This window comes from Erwinia sp. E_sp_B01_1, from assembly GCF_036865545.1.
Classification (GTDB): domain Bacteria; phylum Pseudomonadota; class Gammaproteobacteria; order Enterobacterales; family Enterobacteriaceae; genus Erwinia.
The window spans coordinates 2,440,392-2,463,537 of the sequence record NZ_CP142208.1 but is presented as its reverse complement, the minus strand read 5'-3'; the positions used below and the strand labels follow the sequence as shown (position 1 = coordinate 2,463,537).

The window sequence follows — 23,146 nt, the reverse complement described above, 5'->3', positions numbered from 1 at the left end:
TTCCTAGCGGACTTTCGTCCACAACATGAAGGAAGCGCGACGTTCAACCAGCCGGTAAATAAGATAGCCCAGCGCAACCGAGCACAACGTTAATACTGCCACTGACATAAACATGGTGACATTGCCGCTGCCTTCCGGCGTGAAGAATGTCAGAGCCTTCTTCAGACCGCCCATCAGCAGAACATGACAGGCATAGATTGAATATGAAGCCAGACCGATAGCGGTCAATGTTCTGCCCGTATGTGAAGCTTTACGGGTATTGAAACTAAAGAAGGTCAACAGGAAGAAGGCGATGGTCAGCACCATCAGCTGGGCAATCCCCTGCAAATAAGCGGTGGCCATAATAATCAAGAGGCTGACCGTAAACAAAGAGTACCGGTTGTGATACCAGGGGATAGATAACCTCGGTTGCAGAGCAAAGCAAAATACGCCGCTCAGGAAATAGAGAATAATGGGGTTGGTGTAGAACCTGAACCAAAGATTATCGTAATGCAGGGTCTGACTGGCGGCTGCCAGCACCAGCATGCTGAGGAAAATCCAGGTCAGCCCGGAGCGACGGGCAAAGAGTAATCCGATGGAAAAAATCGCATAAAAGAGAATTTCATAGCAGAAAATCCAGCCTACTGAGAGCACCGGCGTCAGTGAGTTAAGCTCCTGGCTGAAGACAGAAGGGATGAAAATCAGCGATAAAAGGTTGTCCGCAGGCGTGAGTGAAATGGACGGGAACCAGTCAGGATTGATAATCCAGAAAATGATGGTCACTAAGGTAAAGAGATAATAGACCGGAAGTAACTTGATCAGTCTTCCTTTAATAAAGTTGGCCACTCTTCCCTCACCAAAATCCCTCCAGTGCAGGCTGGCGGTCAGATATCCACTGGTCATAAAAAACATGAAAACGCCAAGTTGACCCATCGCGGTACCGTAACCTGATAATCCACTGAATTTATCTACGGACAATTCTCTGACGAATCCTTCTGCATTACAGAGAACAATAAGCAGACAGGCCACGGCGTGTAGCCAGGTTATGGAGAGAATATTGTTTTTCATTTAAAGGACCCCGGTGCTGTGTAGGGAAAACCCTCACCGCGAACGGTGAGGGAGGGTTTTTATCCATTTAAATAATATTTGTTATATGGACTGAATTATTGGGCCCTTTTCGGGCCTCTTTGTAATAAGGCTGCTGTGTGCGTCTTTCTTTTAACACATTAGCACTGCCGTGCTCTGTGTGTGGTAATACATTAACCGGGTGACTCATTGATTGCTATATGTAAAACGCAACATTAATTAGTTTAGGAATTTCCTGTACACGTTACTTTATTAAATTTTGGTCAGGCCGGGTAAGTAATGATTGGTGCTAATAGTTTATAATTGAATTTCAAAATACAAGATGATTTTTTTCAGTGGGTTAGATTAAAGCCTCTCTTTTTTAACCGGTGAAAATGTTAACCAGGACACAGTAAAAAACACACATTCACATCCGTAATTCATTACTGGTTAAAAATTTTGCTTTATGGGCTTATTCCTGGCGCGCGGCTTAAGAGGGCTGAATGTCTGCGGTGCGGCCTGATATGACTGGTTGCAGCCGGTTAAAAAATACCGGCTGCTCTATTACTGGAAAGAGAACCAGAATTAATGATAATTCAGATAGGCGACATGCGTCTGTAGATATTCTTCCAGACCGTGACGGCCATCCGCTCCTCCGATGCCGGACTTACGCCAGCCTGCATGGAATCCCTGCATCGCTTCAAAATTTTCACGGTTTACATAGGTTTCGCCAAATTTAAGCTGCCCGAGAGCCTGCAAGGTTACGTTCAAATCGCGGGTGAAAAGCGAGGAAGTCAGGCCATACTCACTGTCATTTGCCATCGCTATAGCTTCTTCAAGCGTGTTGAAGGGGATCACTGGCAGCACAGGACCAAAAGTCTCTTCCTGCACGATGGCCATTTGCTGGTGAACCTCCGTCAGTAAGGTGGGTTCAAAGAAGAAACCACGGTCGCCAATACGTTTACCGCCGGTAACCACTTTCGCTCCCTGCTCAACAGCGAAAGCGACTTTCTGCTCAACACGTTTAAGCGCATCAGCAGAGATCAATGGCCCCATATCCACGTCGTTTTTTTCTGCGGGGTTCCCGCTGGTGACCCGTTCAAAGGCTTCAGCCAGCCGTGCCACCATCTCATCATAAACATCCCGCTGCACATACAGACGCTCTACACAGTTACAGACCTGCCCGGTATTGATCATTCTGGAACTGACAATGGCTTTCACCGCCAGATCCAGATCGGCATCTTGCATCACAATGGCCGGGGCTTTGCCGCCCAGCTCCAGTGAAACTTTGGTGATGTTCGGTGCGGCAGCCTGCAGGGTAGCCACGCCGGCCCCAACGCTGCCCGTCAAGCTGACCATGCCCACTTTGGGGTTAGCCGCCAGCGCCTGGCCAACTTCCGGGCCATACCCGGTCACCAGGTTAAACACCCCGGCGGGCAGCCCCACAGCATCCACTATTTCGGCAAACAGCATGGCGTTATTCGACGTCAGCTCGCTGGGTTTAATGACGATGGTGTTGCCGGTTACCAGTGCCGGGGCGGCTTTTCGCGCAATCAGGAAGAAAGGAAAGTTCCACGGCAGGATACCTGTGGTCACGCCGATAGCTTTTTTAAACACCATGATGGTTTCATTGACCCGATCGCTCTGCACAATCTCCCCTTCATAGCGGCGAGCCCATTCGGCCATATAGTCGAGATAATCCGCCGTAAACAGCACTTCTGTCTGGGCGAGTTGCTGCGTCTTTCCGCCTTCGGCGACGATAGTCCGGGTGATTTCAGCTTCACGCTCGCGGATCCCGGCTGAAATTTTGCGTAACCAGTTTCCGCGCTCTACCGCTGGCAGAGCCTCCCAGGCTGGCTGGGCCGCTTCAGCTGCTTCAATCGCCCGGTCGGCGTCTTCACGACTTCCCTGCGGGACCTGAGATAAACACTCTTCCGTGGCTGGATTGATCACATCAATCCAGCGGTCGCTGCGGTTTTCAACAAACTGACCCTGGATATAAAGGCGATGCTGGCGTGGGCTCATAACAGACTCTCCGTTAACGTTATTTTATAGTGAGGTTAATAAAATGTTGCGCTATAAAAGAGTGCCCGAAGCGCGCGTTGATGACCTTTCTGTGACTGCCAGCCGTGACCGTCAGATGGCAGAAATCAGAAGAACGGTAGCCGGGGAAGGCCAGAAAAGTATAAATGCTTTAAAAACAGACAATTAATTGGATATTGCCCGAATCGGGCGCTGGAATGTCAGAAGCTGGATTTGTGATCGCGGACAGCAGAAGGCACTGAATTTTGCCAGATCTGTTTAAGAGCGGGCAGCCAGCCTAAGGTGGCGGGGGGACGATCCTTCGTAGACTGCCTGTACCGGGAACCTTACCCACCTACGAAGGAAAACAATAATGAGTCAGGCAATCCTCTCAGGCATTCTGTGGCATCTGGTAGGCGCAGCAAGCGCCGCCTGCTTTTATGCACCATTCAAAAAAGTCCGCCACTGGTCATGGGAAACCATGTGGTCAGTTGGCGGTATCGCATCATGGATCATTCTACCCTGGGCAGTGAGCGCCGTGCTGCTGCCGAACTTCTGGGGGTACTACAGCAGCTTTTCGCTTTCACAGCTGTTACCGGTGTTTCTCTTTGGTGCCATGTGGGGCATAGGGAACATCAACTATGGCCTGACCATGCGTTATCTGGGCATGTCGATGGGGATAGGGATTGCTATCGGCATTACTCTGGTGGTGGGCACGCTTATGACGCCCCTGTTGCAGGGTCGCTTTGTGGAGCTGTTCAGCTCTGCCGGCGGCAGGATGACCCTTCTGGGGGTACTGGTAGCGCTTATCGGTGTAGCCATCGTCTCCCGTGCCGGTTTACTTAAAGAGCGGGCGATGGGCATTACGGCTGAAGAGTTTAATCTCAGAAAAGGGTTAATGCTGGCCGTGCTTTGCGGTGTGTTCTCGGCTGGCATGTCATTCGCCATGAATGCTGCAAAACCGATGCACGATGCGGCGGCGGCGCTGGGCATCGATCCGCTTTATATCGCACTACCCAGCTATGTGGTGATCATGGGGGGCGGGGCGCTGGTCAACCTCGGCTTCTGTTTTATCCGGCTGGCGACCAAATCGAACCTTTCAATAAAAGCCGATTTTTCGGTGGCGAAATCGCTGCTGATCAGCAACGTCCTGCTCTCCATCCTCGGGGGCACCATGTGGTATCTGCAATTCTTCTTCTATGCCTGGGGCCACGCCCGCATTCCGGCGCAGTATGATTTTATCAGCTGGATGTTACATATGAGCTTCTATGTGCTCTGCGGTGGGCTGGTGGGGCTGGTGCTCAGGGAGTGGAAAAACGTCGGGCGTCGGCCAGTCAGCGTGCTGTGCGGGGGCTGCTTTGTGATTATTATCGCCGCCAATATCGTTGGGATGGGCATGATGTCCTGAGTGGCACTCCCTGCCACACAACACGGCCACCACCGGGAAGTGGTGGTCATCCTTTATTCTGCATCACCAGTGGAATCTTCCTCTGACTGGCCTGTTCAAACTGCTGCCGGAATGCGCTTGGCGTGATGCCGGTTTCACGCGTAAACACCGCTGAAAAGTAATTACTGTCGTCAAAGCCACAGCGGGCAGCCACTTCACCAATCAGACAGCCGCTGCTGCGCAGTAAAAATTTTGCCCGGCACAGCTGTAACTGACGAATATAGTGCCCTGGCGTCATGCCTGTCTGCTGGCGGAAGAGCTGTTTAATAGCCCGTTCGGAAAGATGGTGCTGATGGCAGAAAGCGCTGAGATCAAAACTGGTGGCAATCTGACCCTGGATGGCTGACATTAACAGATCCAGTTGTTCCCCCTCGGGCAACTGACAGGCGCTGTCAGCAGAATATCGGTGACGTTGTAACGTGAGCGCCAGCTGAAGAAACAGCGTTTCCGTTAGCTGTCTGGAAAGCTGATCGCTTTTGCGGCTCTCCTGCGCCAGTTGCTGAATCACTCCCCTCGCCAGCGCCATTCCCCGGGTGGTTAATCGCCAGGCGGAGCCGGGCTCAACCGGCAGGAACCGATCCCAGTCCAGCCCCAGGCTGAAGCGCTCCCGGCAATAGATAATATTGTCCAGCACCAGTTCATTGACCGACTGAAAACTGTGGCAGTCGTCTGGCTTAAGATAGAACAGGTCGCCACAGGTGATTAGCCACGGCTGGTCGTTCATGACATGCAGCCCGTTACCCCGCCAGACAATCACCAGTTCGCTGAACTCATGAACGTGAGGCGGAAAGCAGGGCTGAGGCGCACGATCGGCCACCGCCACCGGCATAAGTTCAGAAGGAAAATAGTCGGCTTGCGCCAGGCGAAGGGGTTGAGTCAAGGTTCACCTCAGAGATCGTTTTGTCTGATGGTACGCGGTGAGAGGCCAAACTCGCGCTTGAACAGTGTGGAAAAGTGATTGCTGTCACCAAATCCACACTGAAAAGCAATATCGGTTATACGGATGTCGCTGTGCCGTAACAGATGCCGCGCCTGAAGCAGACGCAGACGATTAAGATAGCGCTGCGGCGTGCTGCCAGTCTGTTGCTTGAGCTGCCGGTGCAGCGTTCTCAAGGATAATGAGAAACGTGAAGCCAGCGCTTCCCAGTCAACTTCCTCACTGAAATGTTCTGCCAGCCAGTTCAGCAACCCCCGCATCCGGCCATCCTGATCCTCTCCTGGCAGTTCACTGCATCCCCGTCGCAGTAAGACCAGCAGCTGCATAAACCGCATCTCCTGCTCGGCCTGATTTTCCAGAGTGGGTTGACCGATGGGTATTTCAATCCCTGCGATCAGCGTTTTGGCCTGGGCGAGGACTTTGCTGCCAATGCGCCAGTGAGAAGGGTAGCTGCCTTCGATCTCCTGTGGCAGCAGATGCTGAAAGCCGGTGACAAAGCGAAAGGCCTCCGGGCCACGGTAGAGCACGTTAGTCAGAATGAGCCGCTCGGTATTCTCATACAGGTGGCGATCGTGATCGCGCACGAAACAGACACACCCGCCACACAGGGGTCTTGGTTCTCCGTTAAAGATATGGATCCCCGCCCCCTGCTCGACAATCACAATCTCATGGAAATCGTCGTGGTGATGTTCCGGAAAAGCCCCCTGAGGAGCCCGGGGTTCGATGGCTATCGGCAGCCCGCCGCCGGGGAAAAAATCCACACTGTGTAATACGGTCATGATCGGCCCTCTTTGCATGGTATCGACGGAGTCTACTGTCCGACGGGGGGCGTTCACCTTGAAAATCCGACAGAAATTCGGCGCATTGCGGCACATTTTTCAAGAAAGCCCCGGTGAAATAACAGAATTGAGCGGCATGTCACACCTGCGCGCGAAAGCAGTGAAAAACAGAAGTGTGAGCTGATTCACGTTCATCTTTGCCGGAGTGCCAGGCGGGGGCCAGGGCTGGCAGTTAGGGGAAGGTGACAAATTGTCAGGCTTTTAAACTGTGGCTATCGAACTGACAGGAAGCCACTGCTATGAGCATGCGACATTGTGTAGCCATCGACCTCGGCGCCTCCAGCGGCCGCGTTATGCTGGCCCGTTTTAACTCACAAACTGGCTCCCTCCATCTGGAAGAAGTCGCCCGCTGTGTGAACCGGCTGGTGACGGTTGAAGAGCGTCAGTGCTGGGATGTGGATGCGCTGGAAAGTTTTATCCTGACGTCCCTGAATAAGCTGGTCGCACAGGGCATCGTTCCTGACAGCATCGGCATTGATACCTGGGGCGTGGATTATGTGTTGCTGGACGGGCAAGGCAACAGGCTGGGCCTGCCGGTGGCTTATCGTGATGGCCGTACGCAGGGGGTGATGCAACAAGCCTGCGAAGCGCTGAGCCGCGAAGCGATCTATCAGCGTACCGGCATTCAGTTTCTGCCTTTCAATACGCTTTATCAGCTTCGCGCCCTGACCGTCTCACAGCCTGCCTGGCTGGACCAGGTTCAGCATGTGCTGATGATCCCCGACTATTTCCATTACCGGCTGACCGGCAGGCTGAACTGGGAGTACACCAACGCCACCACCACGCAGTTGCTGAATATCCAGAGCGGCAACTGGGATGAAACCCTGCTGGCGTGGGCCGGGGCCAGGGCCAGCTGGTTTGGTCAGCCTTCACCACCCGGCAGCCGGGTAGGTGAATGGAAAACCGCGGCAGGCGAGGCCGTACCGGTGATTGCCGTAGCCACCCACGATACCGCCAGTGCGGTGCTGGCCGCCCCCGTCGCCGGAACCAACGCCGCCTGGCTCAGTTCCGGCACCTGGTCGCTGATGGGATTTGAGAGCGTTGAACCTTTTACCGGAAAGGCGGCGCTGGCGCTGAACATCACCAACGAAGGGGGCGCGGAAGGGCGTTACCGCGTGCTGAAAAATATCATGGGGCTTTGGCTGCTGCAGCGCATCTGTCACGAGCTGACCCTCAATGATTTGAGCGAACTGGTGAGTGCAGCAGAGCAGCAGCCTGCCTGCCGTTCGCTGATCAATCCCAACGACGACCGCTTCATCAACCCGGTCAATATGGTGCGGGAAATTCAGGATGCCTGCGTAGAGCAGGGAATGCCTGCGCCTCAGGATGCGGCAACGCTGGCCCGCTGCATTTTTGACAGCCTTGCGCTTTATTACCGGCAGGTGCTGCACGAACTTGAGGATTTGCGCGGGTCACCCTTCAGCTGGCTGCACATTGTGGGTGGGGGTTGTCAGAACCCGCTGCTGAATCAGCTCTGTGCGGATGCCTGTGGCATACCGGTGATCGCCGGTCCCATCGAGGCCTCCACGCTGGGCAATATCGGTAGCCAGCTGATGGCCAGTGGAGAGATCCGGGACGTTACGCACCTGCGACAACTGATCAAACAAAACTTCTCATTAAAAACCTATACCCCTCACGCCAGTGACGCGTACCGCCGCAGTTGGCCACGTTTTCAGTCACTGACACACAAGGCAAAGGAGCTATGTATATGACCCGAGCAATCGAGCAGGCGTTTGAGCTGGCGAAACAGCGTTTCGCTGAGATCGGCATTGATGTTAACGCTGCGATGGCACAGCTGGATAAGCTGCCTGTCTCCATGCACTGCTGGCAGGGGGACGACGTGAAAGGGTTTGAGAACCCCCAGGGCGCCCTGACAGGCGGCATTCAGGCCACCGGTAATTATCCCGGCAAGGCCCGTAACGCCGCTGAACTACGCGCCGATCTTGACCAGGCAATGGCGTTGATTCCCGGCCCGAAACGCCTGAATCTTCATGCCATCTACCTTGAAAGCGACAGTCCGGTGGATCGCACCGACATCAGGCCAGAACATTTCAGCCAGTGGGTAGAGTGGGCGAAGCGCAACGAGCTGGGGCTGGATTTCAATCCGACCTGCTTCTCTCACCCGTTGAGCGAAGACGGTTTTACGCTGGCCCACAGCAATCCTGAGATCCGCCAGTTCTGGATTGAACACTGCAAAGCCAGCCGCAAAATTTCAGCCTCGTTCGGTGAGCAGTTGGGGACGCCTTCGATCATGAACATCTGGGTGCCGGACGGCATGAAAGATCAGACTGTCGATCGCTTTGGCCCGCGCGAGCGCCTGATGAATTCGCTGGATGACATTATCAGCGAGAAGCTGGATCCTGCCCATCATTACGACGCGGTCGAAAGCAAGCTGTTTGGTATTGGTGCGGAGAGTTACACCGTGGGATCCAATGAATTCTGTCTGGGTTATGCCAGCAGCCGCCAGACGGCCCTGACCCTGGATGCCGGGCATTTCCATCCCACTGAAGTGATCTCCGACAAAATTTCCACGGCAATGCTTTACGTGCCGCGTCTGCTGCTGCATGTCAGCCGCCCGGTGCGCTGGGACAGTGACCATGTAGTCACTCTGGACGATGAAACTCAGGCGATCGCCAGTGAGATCGTTCGCCAGCGGCTGTTCGATAAAGTGCATATCGGGCTGGATTTCTTTGATGCCTCCATCAACCGCATAGCAGCCTGGGTGATAGGTACCCGCAACGCGAAAAAAGCGCTGCTGCGCGCCCTGCTGGAACCGGTCGCAAAACTGCAAAAACTTGAGCAGGAAGGGGACTACACCAGCCGTCTGGCGCTGCTGGAAGAGCAGAAATCCCTGCCGTGGCAGGCCGTCTGGGAAGCTTACTGTCTGCGTCACGATGTTCCGGCTGGCGCTGGCTGGTTGGGTGATGTCCGTCATTATGAACAACAAGTGCTGAGCAAACGCTAAGGAAGTCACATGCAAAATATTCTGAATGCCTGGTTTGTGCAGGGAATGGTCAAAGCCACCACGGATATGTGGCTGAAAGGCTGGGACGAGCGTAATGGCGGCAACGTCAGCCTGCGTTTGCTGGAGGAGGAGGTCAAACCTTTCGCCGGGGATTTCTATCCTGTGCCACGCACGGTGGAGCTGACTCAGCCCGCTCCCGCACTGGCCAACTGCTGGTTTCTGGTCACCGGTTCCGGCAAATTTTTCCGCAATGTCCAGCTCGATCCGGCAGACAGCCTGGTGCTGTTGCAGGTCAGTGAGGATGGCCGTGCCTACAGCATCTACTGGGGCCTGAGCAACGGCGGCCTGCCAACGTCAGAGCTGGCTTCGCACTTCCAGTCTCACAGCGTGCGCATCAAGGCGAGCAGTGGCGTTGACCGGGTGATCATGCACTGCCATGCCACTCACTTTATGTCCCTGAGTTACGTGGTGGATCTTGATTCCGCCAGCTTCACCCGTCTGTTGTGGGAAGGCAGCACCGAGTGTCTGGTGGTGTTCCCTGATGGCGTGGGGATTGTCCCCTGGATGGTGCCCGGCACCGACGGTATCGGCGAGAAAACGGCGGAACAGATGGCCTCGCACAGCCTGGTGATGTGGCCTTTCCACGGCATCTTCGGGGCTGGGCCAACTCTGGATGAAACCTTTGGCCTGATTGATACCGCTGAGAAGTCATCCGAGGTGGTGGTTAAAGTGCTGTCGATGGGCGGCATGAAGCAAAGTATCACCACTCAGGAACTGATCGCGCTGGGAGAACGTTTCGGTGTGAAACCCTGGCAGGCCGCGCTGGAGGCAACGCATCCTCATGTTGCGTAAAGCTTTTGTGATGCAGGTGCATCCTGACAAACACCGGGAATATCAGCAACGCCACGATCCGATTTGGCCTGAACTGGCTGAGACGCTGAAAGCGCACGGCGCACACCATTACAGCATCTTTCTCGACGAGCAGCGCAGTCTGCTGTTTGCGGTGGTGGAGATTGAATCGGAAGCGCGCTGGAATGCGGTAGCACAGACGGATGTCTGTCAGCGTTGGTGGCGATCGATGTGTGAACTGATGCCTTCCAATGAGGATTGCAGCCCAGTCAGCACCGAACTGAAACCGGTATTTTATCTGGCATAAAAAAACGGGGCGAATCATTTCGTCCCGTTTTGTCATCTCAACCGTTGATCCTTAACTGCGGATAACGGCGCATACTCCAGCCACACCAGGCCAGTGAAATCAGACCGATAATCCCGCCCGCATAGCCGATGTTCTGCATACTCAAATGCAGGCTGACCTGGTTGCCAAGCAGTGCACCGCCGCCGATACCCAGATTATAAATTCCGGACAACAGCGACATCGCAACATCGGTGGCATCCGGTGCCAGCGCCAGCACACGAACCTGCACAGCCAGCCCGATAATCATCATCGACATTCCCCAGATAATACAGAGCGTCGAAATGGCCACGCTGTGGGTTACCGCCACAAATAACGTCAGCATACAAAGTGAAATTAAAGCAATGGCCCCCAGTAAAAAGAATGCCGGGAATTTATTGCCGAGGGTGCTGAACAATATGCTGCCCACAATGCCGGCTGCGCCAAATATTAATAACAGGAAGGTAGTGAAATTGCCCCCCATTGCAGCAACGCTTTGCAGGAACGGCTCAATGTAGCTGTACGCCGTATAATGGGCGGTGACCACAACGGCAATCAGTAAATAAAGCGACACCAGCGCCGGACGCTTAAATAAAATCGGCACGCTTTTTAGCGAACCAGTATGTTCACTTGGCAGTTTAGGCAGTAATTTCGCCAGGCACAGCATGGTGATCAGGGCCACTACGCCAATAATGCCGAAGGTCATCCGCCAGCCAAGATACTGACCGATCAGACGACCTATCGGTAATCCCAGCACCATTGCCAGGGCTGTGCCTGTAGCCAGCATACTCAACGCCTGCGTCTTTTTACCCGGCGGTGCCACGCGAATGGCCAGCGAGGCGGTGATCGACCAGAAAATTGCATGGGAAAGCGCAATTCCGATACGTGACAGCACCAGGATATTGAAACTCCACGCAAAAGTTGACAGCACATGGCTGGCAATGAACAGCGTGAAGATAGCAATCAGCAGAAAACGCCGTTCAACCTGACGTGTTAACAGCATCATCGGCAGAGAGAGCAGCGCCACTACCCAGGCATAGATGGTCAGCATCAACCCAACCTGGGCGGTATTCATGGCGTAACTGGCCGCAATATCTGACAGCAGACCTACAGGAGCAAATTCAGTGGTGTTAAAAATAAAGGCAGCAATGGCTAACATAACAACACGTAGCCACGCCGTTTTGCGTGATACAAGACTATTTGATTGCATTGGAGTTAACGACATGTTGATAAAAAGTTAATCCCACATCGGGCGGAATCCAGAAAAGAGCGCTTATTGTGTTTTATTTATCCGGCAGAAGACATCGAAAAAAGGCGATATTTTGTAAATCAGAACAGCAATGTGGTTTTGCAGTCACCACCTGAAGCAGTCCTGTTTCTGATATCGCCCTTTACCACGCAAAAAACTGCCGGCTGCTGAGTATAGACAGATTCATTAATTGTTCCAGCCCGATACAGCGACAGCGTAATAAGTGAGCATTGCGCGCTCAGGGATAATGTAACGTTTTTTAAGACATGCGCAGTCAGGAGGTCACTTTTCAGTCAGACTCAGCCAGCCTGAATCTGCAGGCGCCGGCGGGTCATTACCGCGCGGATAACCAGTAGCATCATCAGGAACAGCTCGGCGGCCAGGGCGGTCAGCACCGCATCATGATAACTGCCGTTATGTTGCAGCACCTGGCTGTACAGGGTTCCTAACAGCATTGGACCCAGACCAAAGGCTGCCTGCTGTACGGTCGAAAGCATTGAGCTTCCTGCGCCAGCGTGTTCTTTAGGCACATCAGACAATCCAATGCGGTAAAAACAGCTGACGATAAACGATTGTCCCGCGCCAATCAGCACGGTAGCCGGGATCAGCGCCAGAATGCCCACGTCTGGCCAGCCCCAGTTAAAGGTGGCCATCAGCACCACAAGGCCGCTCATCTGAACGCCGCATCCGGTCAACAGCGTGGCCAGTCTGCCCAGTTTCTCCACTACACGCGTGGAACAGATTGAACCGATAAAATAGGCCACGCCCAGGGCGATAAAAGCATTACCGGACTGGAAGGGCGTCAGGTGCAACCCGGACTGCAACGTCAGGGCTACAGCAAACATAAATCCGCTCCAGCAGGAAAAGAACAGAACCGCAATCGAGAGGCCGAAACGCACGCCGTTCAGCCGCATCAGGCTGGGCGGCAGTAGCGGCGCTCCCTGTTGTTGTTCCAGCTTAACTTCAACTTTCCACAAGCGGATCAGCAGAACAGGGAAAGCGGCGAGCAGCAGAATACAAGGCCATGACCAGTGCAATAAAGGCCCTAATGCCAGCGCCATCAGCAGACAGCCAATGGCACTGGCCAGCAGCAATGTCCCTGACAGGTCTAACGACACCTTTTGCGCTTTTTTGGTTTCCGGAATGCTTTTCGCCGCAAACATGACGATCAGTACGCAAAGGGGAATATTGATCAGAAATACGCTGCGCCAGGCATAGCCGCCTGGATCTGCTGCAATCAGAAAACCGCCCAGCACCTGGCCGATGATAAAAGCCAGACCGCCAATGCCGCCGTACAGGCCAATAGCGCGGGCATGGGCGCGCCCGTGCAGGGATACATGCAGCGTTGCAAGAATTTGCGGAACGACCAGCGCCGCGCCAATGCCCTGTAAGGCGCGCGCTATTAGCAGCAGCCAGACCGAACCCGCCACGCCGCACAGCAGCGATGCGAAGCCAAACACCACCACACCCAAAGTAAATACGCGTCGGCGGCCATAGTTATCACCGAGCCTGCCGCCCATCGCCAGGCTGACAGCAAAAGCAATGCCATAAACCGCCACGATCAGTTCAAGCTGAATCGGCGAGGCATGAAGGGTAGAGGAGATGGCATCCAGCGCCACATTCACAATGGAAAAGTCGATCATCGGCAGAAGTTGCCCGGCCAGCAGAACCAACAGGCCGCTACGGCCCAGGGTTGAGTTATTCATCAGGTGGAAACCTTGTCGGAAAGCAGAATGAGGCATAGCATCGGCGATCTGTAAAACGGGTACCAGTTTTTGATTATCATGGTATAAAAGCTACCTGTATCGGCCGGAGGCCTTGCCATGCCTGAATTTACCGTTATTCCTGTTACTGAAAATAATCGCCAGCTGCTTGGTGCCTTTCTCCGTCGCCGGCGTGAAAGTCTGGATCCCAACAGGCTGGGTCTGGCACGTATGCGAAATCGTCGCACGCCTGGCTTAAGGCGGGAGGAAGTGGCTCAAATCGCGGATGTAGGGGTCACCTGGTATACCTGGCTGGAACAGGGAAGGGAGATCAAAGCCTCGACGAAAACCCTGACCGCTATCGCCGCCGCGTTACAGTGTAACGAGGCGGAAACCCGCCACCTGTTTTCGCTGGCGGGGCACCAGTTCCCGATGCAGGCAGCCGCTAAAGTTTGCGCAAAGGTCTCCGCACAGGGGCAGATTACCCTGGATGCTTTGAATCCGTTGCCGGCGGTAATCCAGTCTGCCCGCTTTGATATTCTGGGGTATAACCAGGCCTGGCAGCGTCTGGTCAATGTTAATTTAGAAAGCCTTCCTCCTGAAGACCGTAACTGCATTTTTCTGGCATTTACTCATCAGGCGTGGCGCGATGCCATGCTGGACTGGGAAAGCGTGATGCCCACAATGGTGGCAAGATTTCGGGCGCAGATGGGCGATAACCTGGAAGATCCGCACTGGAAAGAGATGGTCGAACGGTTGCTGGCCTGTTCCGGTGAGTTTCGGGATATCTGGCAGCGTTACGAAATCAGGGCGATCGAAAACCAGATAAAACGCTTCTTTCACCCTTCCGTGGGCGCGATGACGCTGCGGCAGAATAACTGGTTCTCCGCGCCCAGGAACGGTGAAAGGCTGCTGGTTTATATCCCTGATGATGAAATAAGCGCCCGCGCGTTAAGCCAGATAACCGCAGAATAATGTTAAAACGGTCATACTCTTTTACGCATTTCCCACCGGTTTGATGCCTGATAAAACAGGAAATTTTGCGGACATTACGTTACCCTGGATCAAGAAGGGTGGCCGACGTGCCGCACCCGTCAACAACAAAAGGAACTCTTGCTATGACTCAACGTCCCTCTGTAGCCGTATTGGGATTAGGTGCTATGGGCCATGCCTTTGCCGCTAATTTACTGAAAAACAGCTTCACCACTTATGGCTGGAACCGCACCAGAGCCCGTGGGGAAGATCTGGAAAACGCCGGACTCAGGCTGATTGATACGCCACAGCAGGCGGTGGAACAGGCTGATGTGGTGATCGCCATGCTGGCAGATGCCAGTATCACAGAATCGGTGCTGGATCAGGCCATAAGCACGCTGAAGCAGGGTGCCATAGTGGTGCAGATGGGCACCATCGGCGTGGAATCAACCGAAAAACTGATCGCCACTTTCCAGCAGCAGCGTCCTGACGTGGTATTCCTGGATGCGCCCGTCTCCGGCACCAAAACCCCGGCTGAAAATGCGCAGATTGTGGTACTTGCCAGCGGCGATCGTGAGCGTGCAGCCGCTGTGGAACCGGTATTCGCTGCCATTTCAAAAGGCACAAAATGGCTGGGCGCGGCTGGCTCGGCGACCAAAATGAAGCTGGTGGTCAATGCCTGGCTGATTTCGATGGTTCAGGGATTATCAGAAAGCACTCAGATGGCGAAAGAGTTTGGTTTTTCCCCCGACGATCTCTGGTCAGTGCTGGAGGGCGGCCCGCTGGCAGTGCCTTACGTCAAAGGCAAACTGGAGATGATCAAAGAGGGAAGCTTCGAGCCGCAGATGCACCTGACCTGGGCATTAAAAGACGTCAACCTGGCGCTGGCGGCGTCGAAAACCAGCGAATTGCCGGGACTGAGTTTGATTTCCAACGTCTGGCAGGAGGCGGTAGAAGCAGGATACGGCGAAAAAGACCTTTCAGTGGTCTATCGCTATCTGAGTGAGAAAACAGGCTGACAGCAGCAGCCGGTCTGGGATCGGCTGAATAATGCGATCATAATCCCATATTATTCATGGTGATAAGGGGAATAGCAGTAATCGCTCAAGCCGCGCCTTCTAAAGTGCAACCATATTTGTTATATTAAGCGGGTAGTGTTTTTCCTAGTTGACTGATTTTTAATGCTTTTTAAGACCGCCTTAAAAAAGGTGTCGCACAGCTAAAAGCAAGGATCTGAACATGCTTGATATTCGTTTTCCTACAGCCTTACAAATGGTGCTCAGCATAGCCCTGGCAGAGCGGGAAGGTAAACGCAGCACCAGCAAAATTCTGGCAGCAGGCCTGGAGGCCAATCCCAGTTTTGTTCGTAAAATGATGGTGCCGCTTACCCGCGATGGCATCATTGTTTCGACACTGGGCCGGACGGGGACCATCCGGCTGGGCCGCCCGGCTGAAGAGATTACTCTTTGTGATATTTATACTTCAGTGCTGGAAGATAAACCGTTGCTGGCAGGACGTCCTGAAGTCCCGGCCCGTTGCCTGGTCAGTGCCAATACCTGCTGGTTCTTCAAAGAACTGGCGCGCGAAGCGGAACAGGCTTCGATGAACGTGCTGGCTAAACGCACGGTGGCAGATACGCTGACCGAGATTTATGAGCGCGATCGCCGTAATCCTGAAGGCAGCTGTGAAGCGACCAGAGCCAGGGAAGCAGCAGAGTCATAATTCTGCTTTCAGGGAAAAAGAAGCCGGACATCGTCAGGATGCCCGGTTTTTTTACGTCTGTTGCCAGGCGGTCACTTCATCCGGTGGGAGTGCAGGATCTTCGCCGGTGTAGCGCGCTGGCGGCACACCCACGTAGCGGGTAAAGGCAACGCTGAAAGCACTTGCGGAGCTGTAGCCCACGCGGCCGGCCACTTCAGCTATGCTTCCCTGTTTACGCAACAGCAGATTTTTGGCCATCGCCATCCGCCAGGCCAGCAGATACGCCATAGGGGCAACGCCCACCGCCTGACGGAAACGTTCAAAGAAGGTTGAGCGTGAAAGGGCTGCTTCTTTGGCCAGTTGTGCCACTGTCCAGGCCCTGGTTGGCATCTCATGCATCCTTTTGATTGCCGTTGCCAGTCGCTCATCGGCCATGCCCCGTAACAACCCCGGCGAGGCTGAGGCTTCGGTGGTCGACCGCAGCGCTTCAATCAACAGCACCTCCAGCAGCCTGGCCAGCACAACTTCTCTGGCAGGGCGTTGCACGCGACACTCTTCACCCACCAGTTGCAGGAGCGTCGCCAGCCTTTTCTCGCCCCGAACATGCACCAGATCCGGTAACAGTGACACCAGCAGGCCGGCATCCGGCGAACCAAAAAGACAATGGCCCACCAGGGTTTGCACCTCAGGGGGCCCGCTTTGCAAACCCGTGCGGAAATACCCCGGTGCAAGGGCGACAGGCATAGTGAAATCTTCAGGCTTTACCGGAAGATGGCTGGACAGGATGAAGCCTTCGGCGGCAGGGATTAGCACAAAATCCTCCTCCTGAAGCAGCAGGGGCTCTTTTCCGTCTACCGAGAGCCAGCAGGAACCCTGAAGGATAACGCAGTAAAAAGGGTCGCCGGAAACGGATCGCCGGACGGCCCAGGTCCCTGCGGCATCCACCATTTTAGAATAGGGGGTGCCGGGCCGCAGTAAGGTAACGACGTCGGCAAGGGGATCGATCATGGCTGGACTCCTGCTAATGAATGGCGGACGTTTGATGGTAGCAAGTCCGGATTATTCAGCCTATTGTTATTTTTCTGCTCACAACACCCTGGAAAACCTTATGAAAACTGTTCTGATTACCGGCTGTTCTTCCGGATTTGGTCTTGATATTGCGCGCTATTTTCTTGACCGGGACTGGCACGTCATAGCCACCATGCGTACACCGGATGAAGATCTGTTACCCCGATCTGATAAGCTTAAAATTCTCGCGCTGGACGTGACAAGTGCTGAAAGCATCCGCAAAGCTGTTGAAGCGGCCGGGCCGATTGACGTGCTGGTGAACAATGCCGGAATAGGGGCTTTTGGTATTTTTGAGAATTACTCTCTGGAAACGGCCCGCGAGATTTTCGAAACTAATACCTTTGGCACCATGGCGATGATCCAGGCTGTTCTGCCGCAGTTCAGGGAGAAGCAGGCCGGAACGATCGTCAATGTCACCTCCAGCGTTACGTTGAAACCTTTGCCGATGCTGCCCATTTACACCGCCAGTAAAGCTGCTGTAAATGCCTTTACCGAATCTCTGGCGCTGGAACTTGAGCAATTTAATATCCGCTTAAAAATCGTGTTGCCCGGTCAGGCCCCGGAAACCCGCTTTGCAGAAAATGCCGGGCCACGAATCGGTGAATTCCCACCGGCTTACAAGGATTTTGCTGAGTCAGTGTTTGCCATGCTAAAAGCGCCCGCTACTGAGATAACCAAATCACTGGATGTCTCGCAAGCGGTATGGCACGCGGTCAATGACCCAACCAGCCCGATGCGTATCCCTGCTGGTGCGGATGCGGTCGCTGTATTTAAATAAATAAGCCGGGCATCGTGATGATGCCCGGCTTTAATTCTTTTGATAGCCGATCAACCCCTGGATTCATAAAGGGTCGAACGGCACTGTCCCTTTACTCAACTCTCCAGGGCAGGTTTCTGCTCCGGCACGGGTTCTTCTTTTTTCACCAGCTTACGCAGGGCAACATAGAATACCGGCGTCAGGAACAGCCCGAACAGCGTCACGCCCAGCATCCCGGCGAAAACCGTAATCCCGGTTACGGTACGCACTTCGGCACCGGCACCGTGGCCCAGCATCAGCGGGATAGTCCCGGCGATAAAGGCGATGGAGGTCATGACAATCGGGCGCAGACGCAGGCGACAGGCTTCCAGAGCGGCCTGCACAATAGTCCGGCCCTGCATTTCAAGCTCCCGCGCAAACTCCACAATCAGGATCGCATTCTTACAGGCCAGGCCCATCAGCACCACCAGTCCTACCTGCACAAAGACGTTATTGTCACCGCCGGTCATCCAGACGCCAAACAGCGCGGAAAGCATCGTCATCGGCACAATCAGGATCACCGCCAGCGGCAGCGTCCAGCTCTCGTAGAGTGCCGCCAGTACCAGGAAGGCCAGCAGTATCGCCACCGGGAAGACAATCACCGCTGCGTTGCCCTGGGTAGACTGCTGATAACTCAGATCGGTCCATTCGATATTCATGCCGTTGGGCAGGATCTGATCGGCAATCCCCTGAACGGCCTGCATCGCCTCGGCGGAAGAGAGCACCCTGGGATCGGCATCGCCAATCAAATCCGCCGCCGGGAAGCCGTTATAACGGATAACCGGGTCAGGGCCATAAGTGGTGGCGATATGCACCATGCTGCCGATTGGCACCATCTCGCCACTGGCATTGCGGGTACGCAGGTTAGCGATATCCTCAATGCTGTCGCGGAACTCGCCATCGGCCTGGGCGTACACCTTCCAGGTCCGGCCAAAGCGGTTAAAGTCATTGACGTAAGAGGAGCCCAGATAGGTTTGCAGGGTGCCAAACAGATCGGTTAACGCCACGCCCTGCGCTTTGGCTTTATCGCGATCCACCTGTGCATCCAGCTGCGGGACGTTAGCCTGATAGGTTGAGATCGGGAAGTGCAGTCCCGGCGTCTGCATAATTGTGCCAGCCATCGCATTAGCGGCATCCTGCAGTGCGCCATAGCCCAGTCCTGCGCGGTCCTGAATATACAACGAATAGCCCGCGCCCTGGCCCAGACCCAGGATCGGCGGCGGCATAATCGAGAAGGTAAAACCTTCCTGAATCTGCGACAGCTTCGCGTTGATCTCAGCGTTAATCTCGGCGGCTGAACGTGTGCGCTGATTCAGCGGTTTCAGCGCAAAGAACACCGTGCCGGTATTAGGCGTGTTGGTGAACTGCAACGCATTCAGACCAGGGAAGGCCACCGCATCTGCCACGCCTTCAGTGTGCATGGCGATATCGCTCATCTGACGGATGACTTTATCGGTACGCTCAAGAGAGGATCCTTCCGGCATTTTCACCCCACCAATCAGGTAAAGCTTGTCCTGAGTGGGAATAAAGCCAGCGGGAACCAGCTTAAACATCATGCCTGCGCCAACCAGCAGCAGAATATAGACGCCGAACACCGCACCACGACGCCGCAGAAAGCGGGAGACGCCACCCTGATAACGTTGGGAGTTACGGTTAAAGAAGCGGTTGAACGGGCGGAACAGCCAGCCAAACAGCGCATCAATAATGCGGGTAGGGCGATCTTTCGCCGCCCCGTGCGACTTCAGCAGCAGAGCAGCCAGCGCCGGGGAAAGCGTCAGGGAGTTAATCGCTGAAATCACGGTAGAGATAGCGATGGTCACCGCAAACTGCTTATAGAACTGCCCGGTCACGCCGGACAGGAACGCCATCGGCACAAAGACCGCACAAAGCACCAGTGCGATAGCGATGATCGGCCCTGAAACTTCCCGCATCGCCTGATGGGCAGCGGCCCTGGGTTCCAGCCCCTCTTCGATATTTCGCTCGACGTTCTCCACCACCACGATGGCATCATCCACCACGATACCTATCGCCAGCACCAGCCCGAACAGGCTCAGGGTGTTTAGCGAGAAGCCCAGCAGATAGAGCACCGAGAAGGTGCCGACCACCGAAACCGGCACGGCCAGCAGCGGGATGATCGAAGCACGCCAGGTTTGCAGGAACAGGATCACCACCAGAACTACCAGCAACACCGCTTCCAGCAGGGTATGCAGCACGGAGCTGATCGAGTCGCGTACAAAAATAGTGGGATCGTAAGGCGCTTTCCACTCCACGCCATCCGGGAAGCGGGTAGCCAGCTCCGCCATTTTGGCCCGCACGGCATCAGAGAGATCGATGGCGTTAGCGCCAGGTGCCTGGAAGATACCAATCCCAACCGCATCTTTATTATTGAGCTGAGATCGCAGCGCGTAGCTGCCCGAACCCATCTCAATGCGTGCGACATCGCGCAAGCGCACGATCTGCCCGTCTTCGCCATTTTTCAGGATGATATTGCCGAACTCTTCTTCACTCTGTAAACGACCCTGAGCATTGATCGACAGCAGGAAATCGCTCTTGTTGGGCATCGGCTCTGCGCCAAGCTGACCGGCAGAAACCTGTACGTTCTGTTCCTGTATCGCCGTTACCACGTCGCCAGCGGTCATGCCACGGGCTGCCACTTTGGTCGGATCAAGCCAGATACGCATGGCATATTCACCTGCGCCGAAGATCTGCACCTGACCCACGCCAGGCAGACGCGCCAGCTCATCTTTGACCTTGAGCTGCGCGTAGTTACGCAGGTAGAGCGAGTCATAACGGCCCGATGGGGAGTCAAGATGCACCACCAGCGTCATGGTTGGCGACTGCTTCTGAGTGGTCACACCCTGACGACGCACATCCTCAGGCAGGCGAGCTTCAGCCTGTGCCACACGGTTCTGCACCTGAACCTGCGCCTGATCGGGATCGGTTCCCGGACGGAAGGTCACGGTGGTCACCAGCACGCCGTCCGAACCGGCAATCGATTTCATGTACATCATGTTCTCGACGCCGTTGATCGCTTCTTCCAGCGGCGTCGCCACGGTCTCAGCAATCACTTTTGGGTTAGCACCCGGATATTCAGCACGCACCTGCACGCTTGGCGGTACCACATCCGGGTACTCGCTGATGGGCAGCAGCGGAATGGCAATCAGCCCCGAGACAAAGATCAGAATCGACAGTACGGCCGCAAAAATGGGCCGGTCGATGAAAAACCTGGAAAAATCCATAACAGTTCCCGCAGTCCGGATTAAAGGGAGGCTGGTGCCATCGGCACCGGTTTGGCATTGACTGCCATACCCGGCATAAACACTTTCTGAACGCCGTCAACGATCACCCGATCGCCTGACTGCAAACCCTGCTGGACAATACGCAACCCCTCGGCCAGCTGGCCCGGCTTGATATCCCGACGCTGGGCTTTGTTCTGGGCATCAATAACCCAGACATACTTGCGATCCTGATCGGTAAGCACCGCTTTGTCACTGATCAGCAGAGCAGGGAAGTCGGCACGGCCAGGAAGTTGAACACGGGCGAAGAGCCCCGGCGTGTAAAGACGCCGATCGTTATCAAGCAGGGCGCGCATGCGGATAGTGCCGGTGCTGGCGGTGAGCTGGTTGTCGGTGAAATCAACCTTGCCGTTATGCGGATAACCCTGTTCGCCAACCAGACCAATTTTTACCGGCAGCGCGTGCCGGGCATTGGCGGCACTGTCACCCTGGCGGGTGATTTGCTGATAGCGCAGGAACGTGGCTTCATCGACATCAAAATAGACATACACCGTCTTCAGCGACACCAGCGTGGTCAGCACGCTGCTGCTGTCACCGGCAGTGACCAGATTTCCGGAGGTGATCATCGCCCGGCTGGCCCGGCCATCAATCGGTGCGGTTACGCGGGTAAAATCGAGGTTGAGTTTTGCCATATCAACCGCTGCCTGAGCGGAGAGCACGTTAGCCTGAGCCTGGGTGGCGGCAGAACGACGCTGTTCCCAGACCTCGCGGGAGATAGCCTGGCTGCCAATCAGCTTTTCAGTACGGCCAGATTCGCTGCGCGCCAGCGATGCCTGAGTGCGGGCGCTGGCGAGGTCAGCCTCTGCGCGTTCCAGCTCTGCTTTATAAGTCCGGTCATCAATAGTGAACAGCACGTCGCCTTTTTTAACTTCCTGGCCTTCGGTGTAGTTCACTTTATCAATGTAGCCGGTAACACGCGGACGAAGCTGAACGCTCTGTACCGCTTCAATGCGTCCATTGAAGTTATCCCACTGGCTGACGGTTTGTTGCTTCACTTCGGCCACACTGACCTGTGGGGCAGGCGGTGCGCTCTGTTCAGCCCCTTTGGAATCACAGCCCATCAGCCAGAAGGCGGAGAGCAGCGGCAGCGCGACAGTGCGCAGACGCGAAGAGGTGATTGAAATCATATTGGTAGTCCCTGTTGCAGATGCTTGACGACGTGAAAAGGGTGCACGGCATAATATGTACTTAAGATAAATACACTAAACAGGGGGAGTGTAAGAAGCGCGATCGTAAAGTGCAAGTATTATTGTTGCTTTTAGCACTTTCTTGTCAGGACGTTTTACAAACTGTGAATGAGGGGTCTGGCTAAGGAGAGTGAACTTTCGAAGAAGAATGCCTGCGAACCGCATTTAATGCAACAATTAAACTTGCATTATTGGGGCGGGTGCTTTAGCGTATATATGTGCATTCATTAAAGTTACCTTTTACCCTGCTGCGGGGGAGAGGTCAAGACCGACCAATAACAAAAAGCGCCTGAGGGGAAGAACAATGAGTCATGATGATTTCATAAGCGATCTCGTAAAGTGGATTGATACGCATATTGAAGGGAAGATGGATCTGGATACGGTGGCTGACCGTGCCGGCTATTCGAAATGGCACCTGCAACGCATGTTTAAACAGCATACGGGTCATGCCCTGGGTGAATATATTCGCGCCCGTCGTCTGAAAAAATCCGCTGAGCGCCTGGCAACGGGTGGTGAGCCGATTCTGGATGTGGCGATCTCTTTCGGATTTGATTCGCAACAATCGTTTAACCGCAGTTTCAAACGCCAGTTTGGTCAGTCACCTGGCGCATGGCGTCGTCAGGTTCAGGTCAGCGCCTGCCAGTAAATTTCCGTAGTGCTCAATAGCGGGCGTGCCAGCCCGCTGTGAGCCACTGTTCAACCAAAAACCGCTTGAATTTCCATCCTTCCAGCCCGACAAACCCACCCCT

General features: G+C 54.6%; 19 protein-coding genes. 10 read left to right on the top strand and 9 right to left on the bottom strand.

What is annotated here, in order from left to right:
• Positions 1 to 3 precede the first annotated feature (3 nt).
• Both VRC33_RS11710 and aldA read right to left on the bottom strand, forming a co-directional pair.
• Positions 4 to 1,047, bottom strand: a complete 1,044-nt coding sequence (locus tag VRC33_RS11710) for an acyltransferase (protein WP_338555994.1) — start codon at positions 1,045 to 1,047, stop codon at positions 4 to 6.
• Between the two features lie 582 nt (positions 1,048 to 1,629).
• Entirely contained in the window at positions 1,630 to 3,069 is a 1,440-nt protein-coding gene (aldA, locus tag VRC33_RS11705) for an aldehyde dehydrogenase (protein WP_338555992.1), read from the bottom strand.
• A 370-nt stretch (positions 3,070 to 3,439) separates the two neighbouring features.
• Between aldA and rhaT the strand changes: the two genes are divergently transcribed.
• On the top strand, positions 3,440 to 4,474 hold the full coding sequence (gene rhaT / locus VRC33_RS11700; RefSeq protein ID WP_338555990.1) for an L-rhamnose/proton symporter RhaT: 1,035 nt from the start codon (positions 3,440 to 3,442) through the stop codon (positions 4,472 to 4,474).
• Between the two features lie 46 nt (positions 4,475 to 4,520).
• On the opposite strand, the gene rhaR is transcribed toward rhaT, so the two are convergent.
• Positions 4,521 to 5,393, bottom strand: coding sequence for an HTH-type transcriptional activator RhaR (rhaR, locus tag VRC33_RS11695; RefSeq protein ID WP_338555988.1), 873 nt, complete (start codon positions 5,391 to 5,393; stop codon positions 4,521 to 4,523).
• Positions 5,394 to 5,401: 8 nt separating this feature from the next.
• Positions 5,402 to 6,229, bottom strand: a complete 828-nt coding sequence (gene rhaS / locus VRC33_RS11690; protein WP_338555986.1) for an HTH-type transcriptional activator RhaS — start codon at positions 6,227 to 6,229, stop codon at positions 5,402 to 5,404.
• A gap of 299 nt (positions 6,230 to 6,528) precedes the next feature.
• Here rhaS and rhaB point away from each other — a divergent pair, with 299 nt between their 5' ends.
• Genes rhaB through rhaM form a run of 4 tightly spaced genes read left to right on the top strand, consistent with a single transcriptional unit; the run spans position 6,529 to position 10,410 of the window.
• A complete protein-coding gene (rhaB, locus tag VRC33_RS11685; protein WP_338555984.1) occupies positions 6,529 to 8,001 on the top strand; it encodes a rhamnulokinase in 1,473 nt (490 codons plus the stop codon).
• The gene (locus tag VRC33_RS11680; protein WP_338555982.1) at positions 7,998 to 9,254 is read left to right on the top strand and encodes an L-rhamnose isomerase; all 1,257 of its coding nucleotides are present in this window, start codon (positions 7,998 to 8,000) and stop codon (positions 9,252 to 9,254) included. The genes rhaB and VRC33_RS11680 overlap by 4 nt, the downstream gene beginning before the upstream one ends.
• Before the next feature lie 9 nt (positions 9,255 to 9,263).
• Entirely contained in the window at positions 9,264 to 10,106 is an 843-nt protein-coding gene (rhaD, locus tag VRC33_RS11675; RefSeq protein ID WP_338555980.1) for a rhamnulose-1-phosphate aldolase, read from the top strand.
• Positions 10,096 to 10,410 (top strand): L-rhamnose mutarotase, encoded by a 315-nt coding sequence (rhaM, locus tag VRC33_RS11670; protein WP_338555978.1) that lies wholly within the window; start codon positions 10,096 to 10,098, stop codon positions 10,408 to 10,410. Before rhaD ends, rhaM begins: the two co-directional genes overlap by 11 nt.
• Before the next feature lie 37 nt (positions 10,411 to 10,447).
• On the opposite strand, the gene VRC33_RS11665 is transcribed toward rhaM, so the two are convergent.
• Together VRC33_RS11665 and VRC33_RS11660 are read right to left on the bottom strand one after the other, a co-directional pair.
• The gene (locus VRC33_RS11665; RefSeq protein ID WP_338555976.1) at positions 10,448 to 11,635 is read right to left on the bottom strand and encodes a sugar transporter; all 1,188 of its coding nucleotides are present in this window, start codon (positions 11,633 to 11,635) and stop codon (positions 10,448 to 10,450) included.
• 338 nt (positions 11,636 to 11,973) lie between these two features.
• A complete protein-coding gene (locus tag VRC33_RS11660; RefSeq protein ID WP_338555974.1) occupies positions 11,974 to 13,380 on the bottom strand; it encodes an MFS transporter in 1,407 nt (468 codons plus the stop codon).
• Between the two features lie 117 nt (positions 13,381 to 13,497).
• Here VRC33_RS11660 and VRC33_RS11655 point away from each other — a divergent pair, with 117 nt between their 5' ends.
• The 3 genes from VRC33_RS11655 (at position 13,498) to VRC33_RS11645 (ending at position 16,071) form a co-directional block, all read left to right on the top strand.
• Positions 13,498 to 14,352 (top strand): helix-turn-helix transcriptional regulator, encoded by an 855-nt coding sequence (locus tag VRC33_RS11655; protein ID WP_338555972.1) that lies wholly within the window; start codon positions 13,498 to 13,500, stop codon positions 14,350 to 14,352.
• A gap of 143 nt (positions 14,353 to 14,495) precedes the next feature.
• Positions 14,496 to 15,368: an NAD(P)-dependent oxidoreductase gene (locus VRC33_RS11650; protein ID WP_338555970.1), complete on the top strand. Its 873-nt coding sequence runs from the start codon at positions 14,496 to 14,498 to the stop codon at positions 15,366 to 15,368.
• A gap of 220 nt (positions 15,369 to 15,588) precedes the next feature.
• Entirely contained in the window at positions 15,589 to 16,071 is a 483-nt protein-coding gene (locus VRC33_RS11645; RefSeq protein WP_338555968.1) for an Rrf2 family transcriptional regulator, read from the top strand.
• Positions 16,072 to 16,122: 51 nt separating this feature from the next.
• Here VRC33_RS11645 and VRC33_RS11640 read toward each other — a convergent pair whose 3' ends face one another.
• Entirely contained in the window at positions 16,123 to 17,058 is a 936-nt protein-coding gene (locus tag VRC33_RS11640) for an AraC family transcriptional regulator (RefSeq protein ID WP_338555966.1), read from the bottom strand.
• A 100-nt stretch (positions 17,059 to 17,158) separates the two neighbouring features.
• Here VRC33_RS11640 and VRC33_RS11635 point away from each other — a divergent pair, with 100 nt between their 5' ends.
• Positions 17,159 to 17,896, top strand: a complete 738-nt coding sequence (locus tag VRC33_RS11635; RefSeq protein WP_338555964.1) for an SDR family oxidoreductase — start codon at positions 17,159 to 17,161, stop codon at positions 17,894 to 17,896.
• Between the two features lie 95 nt (positions 17,897 to 17,991).
• Here VRC33_RS11635 and VRC33_RS11630 read toward each other — a convergent pair whose 3' ends face one another.
• Positions 17,992 to 21,153 (bottom strand): efflux RND transporter permease subunit, encoded by a 3,162-nt coding sequence (locus tag VRC33_RS11630; protein ID WP_338555962.1) that lies wholly within the window; start codon positions 21,151 to 21,153, stop codon positions 17,992 to 17,994.
• Between the two features lie 20 nt (positions 21,154 to 21,173).
• Complete coding sequence (locus VRC33_RS11625) at positions 21,174 to 22,337, bottom strand: efflux RND transporter periplasmic adaptor subunit (protein WP_338555960.1); 1,164 nt, start codon at positions 22,335 to 22,337, stop codon at positions 21,174 to 21,176.
• A gap of 364 nt (positions 22,338 to 22,701) precedes the next feature.
• On the opposite strand from VRC33_RS11625, the gene VRC33_RS11620 reads away from it, so the two are divergent.
• Positions 22,702 to 23,043: a helix-turn-helix domain-containing protein gene (locus tag VRC33_RS11620; RefSeq protein ID WP_338555958.1), complete on the top strand. Its 342-nt coding sequence runs from the start codon at positions 22,702 to 22,704 to the stop codon at positions 23,041 to 23,043.
• Positions 23,044 to 23,146: the final 103 nt, after the last annotated feature.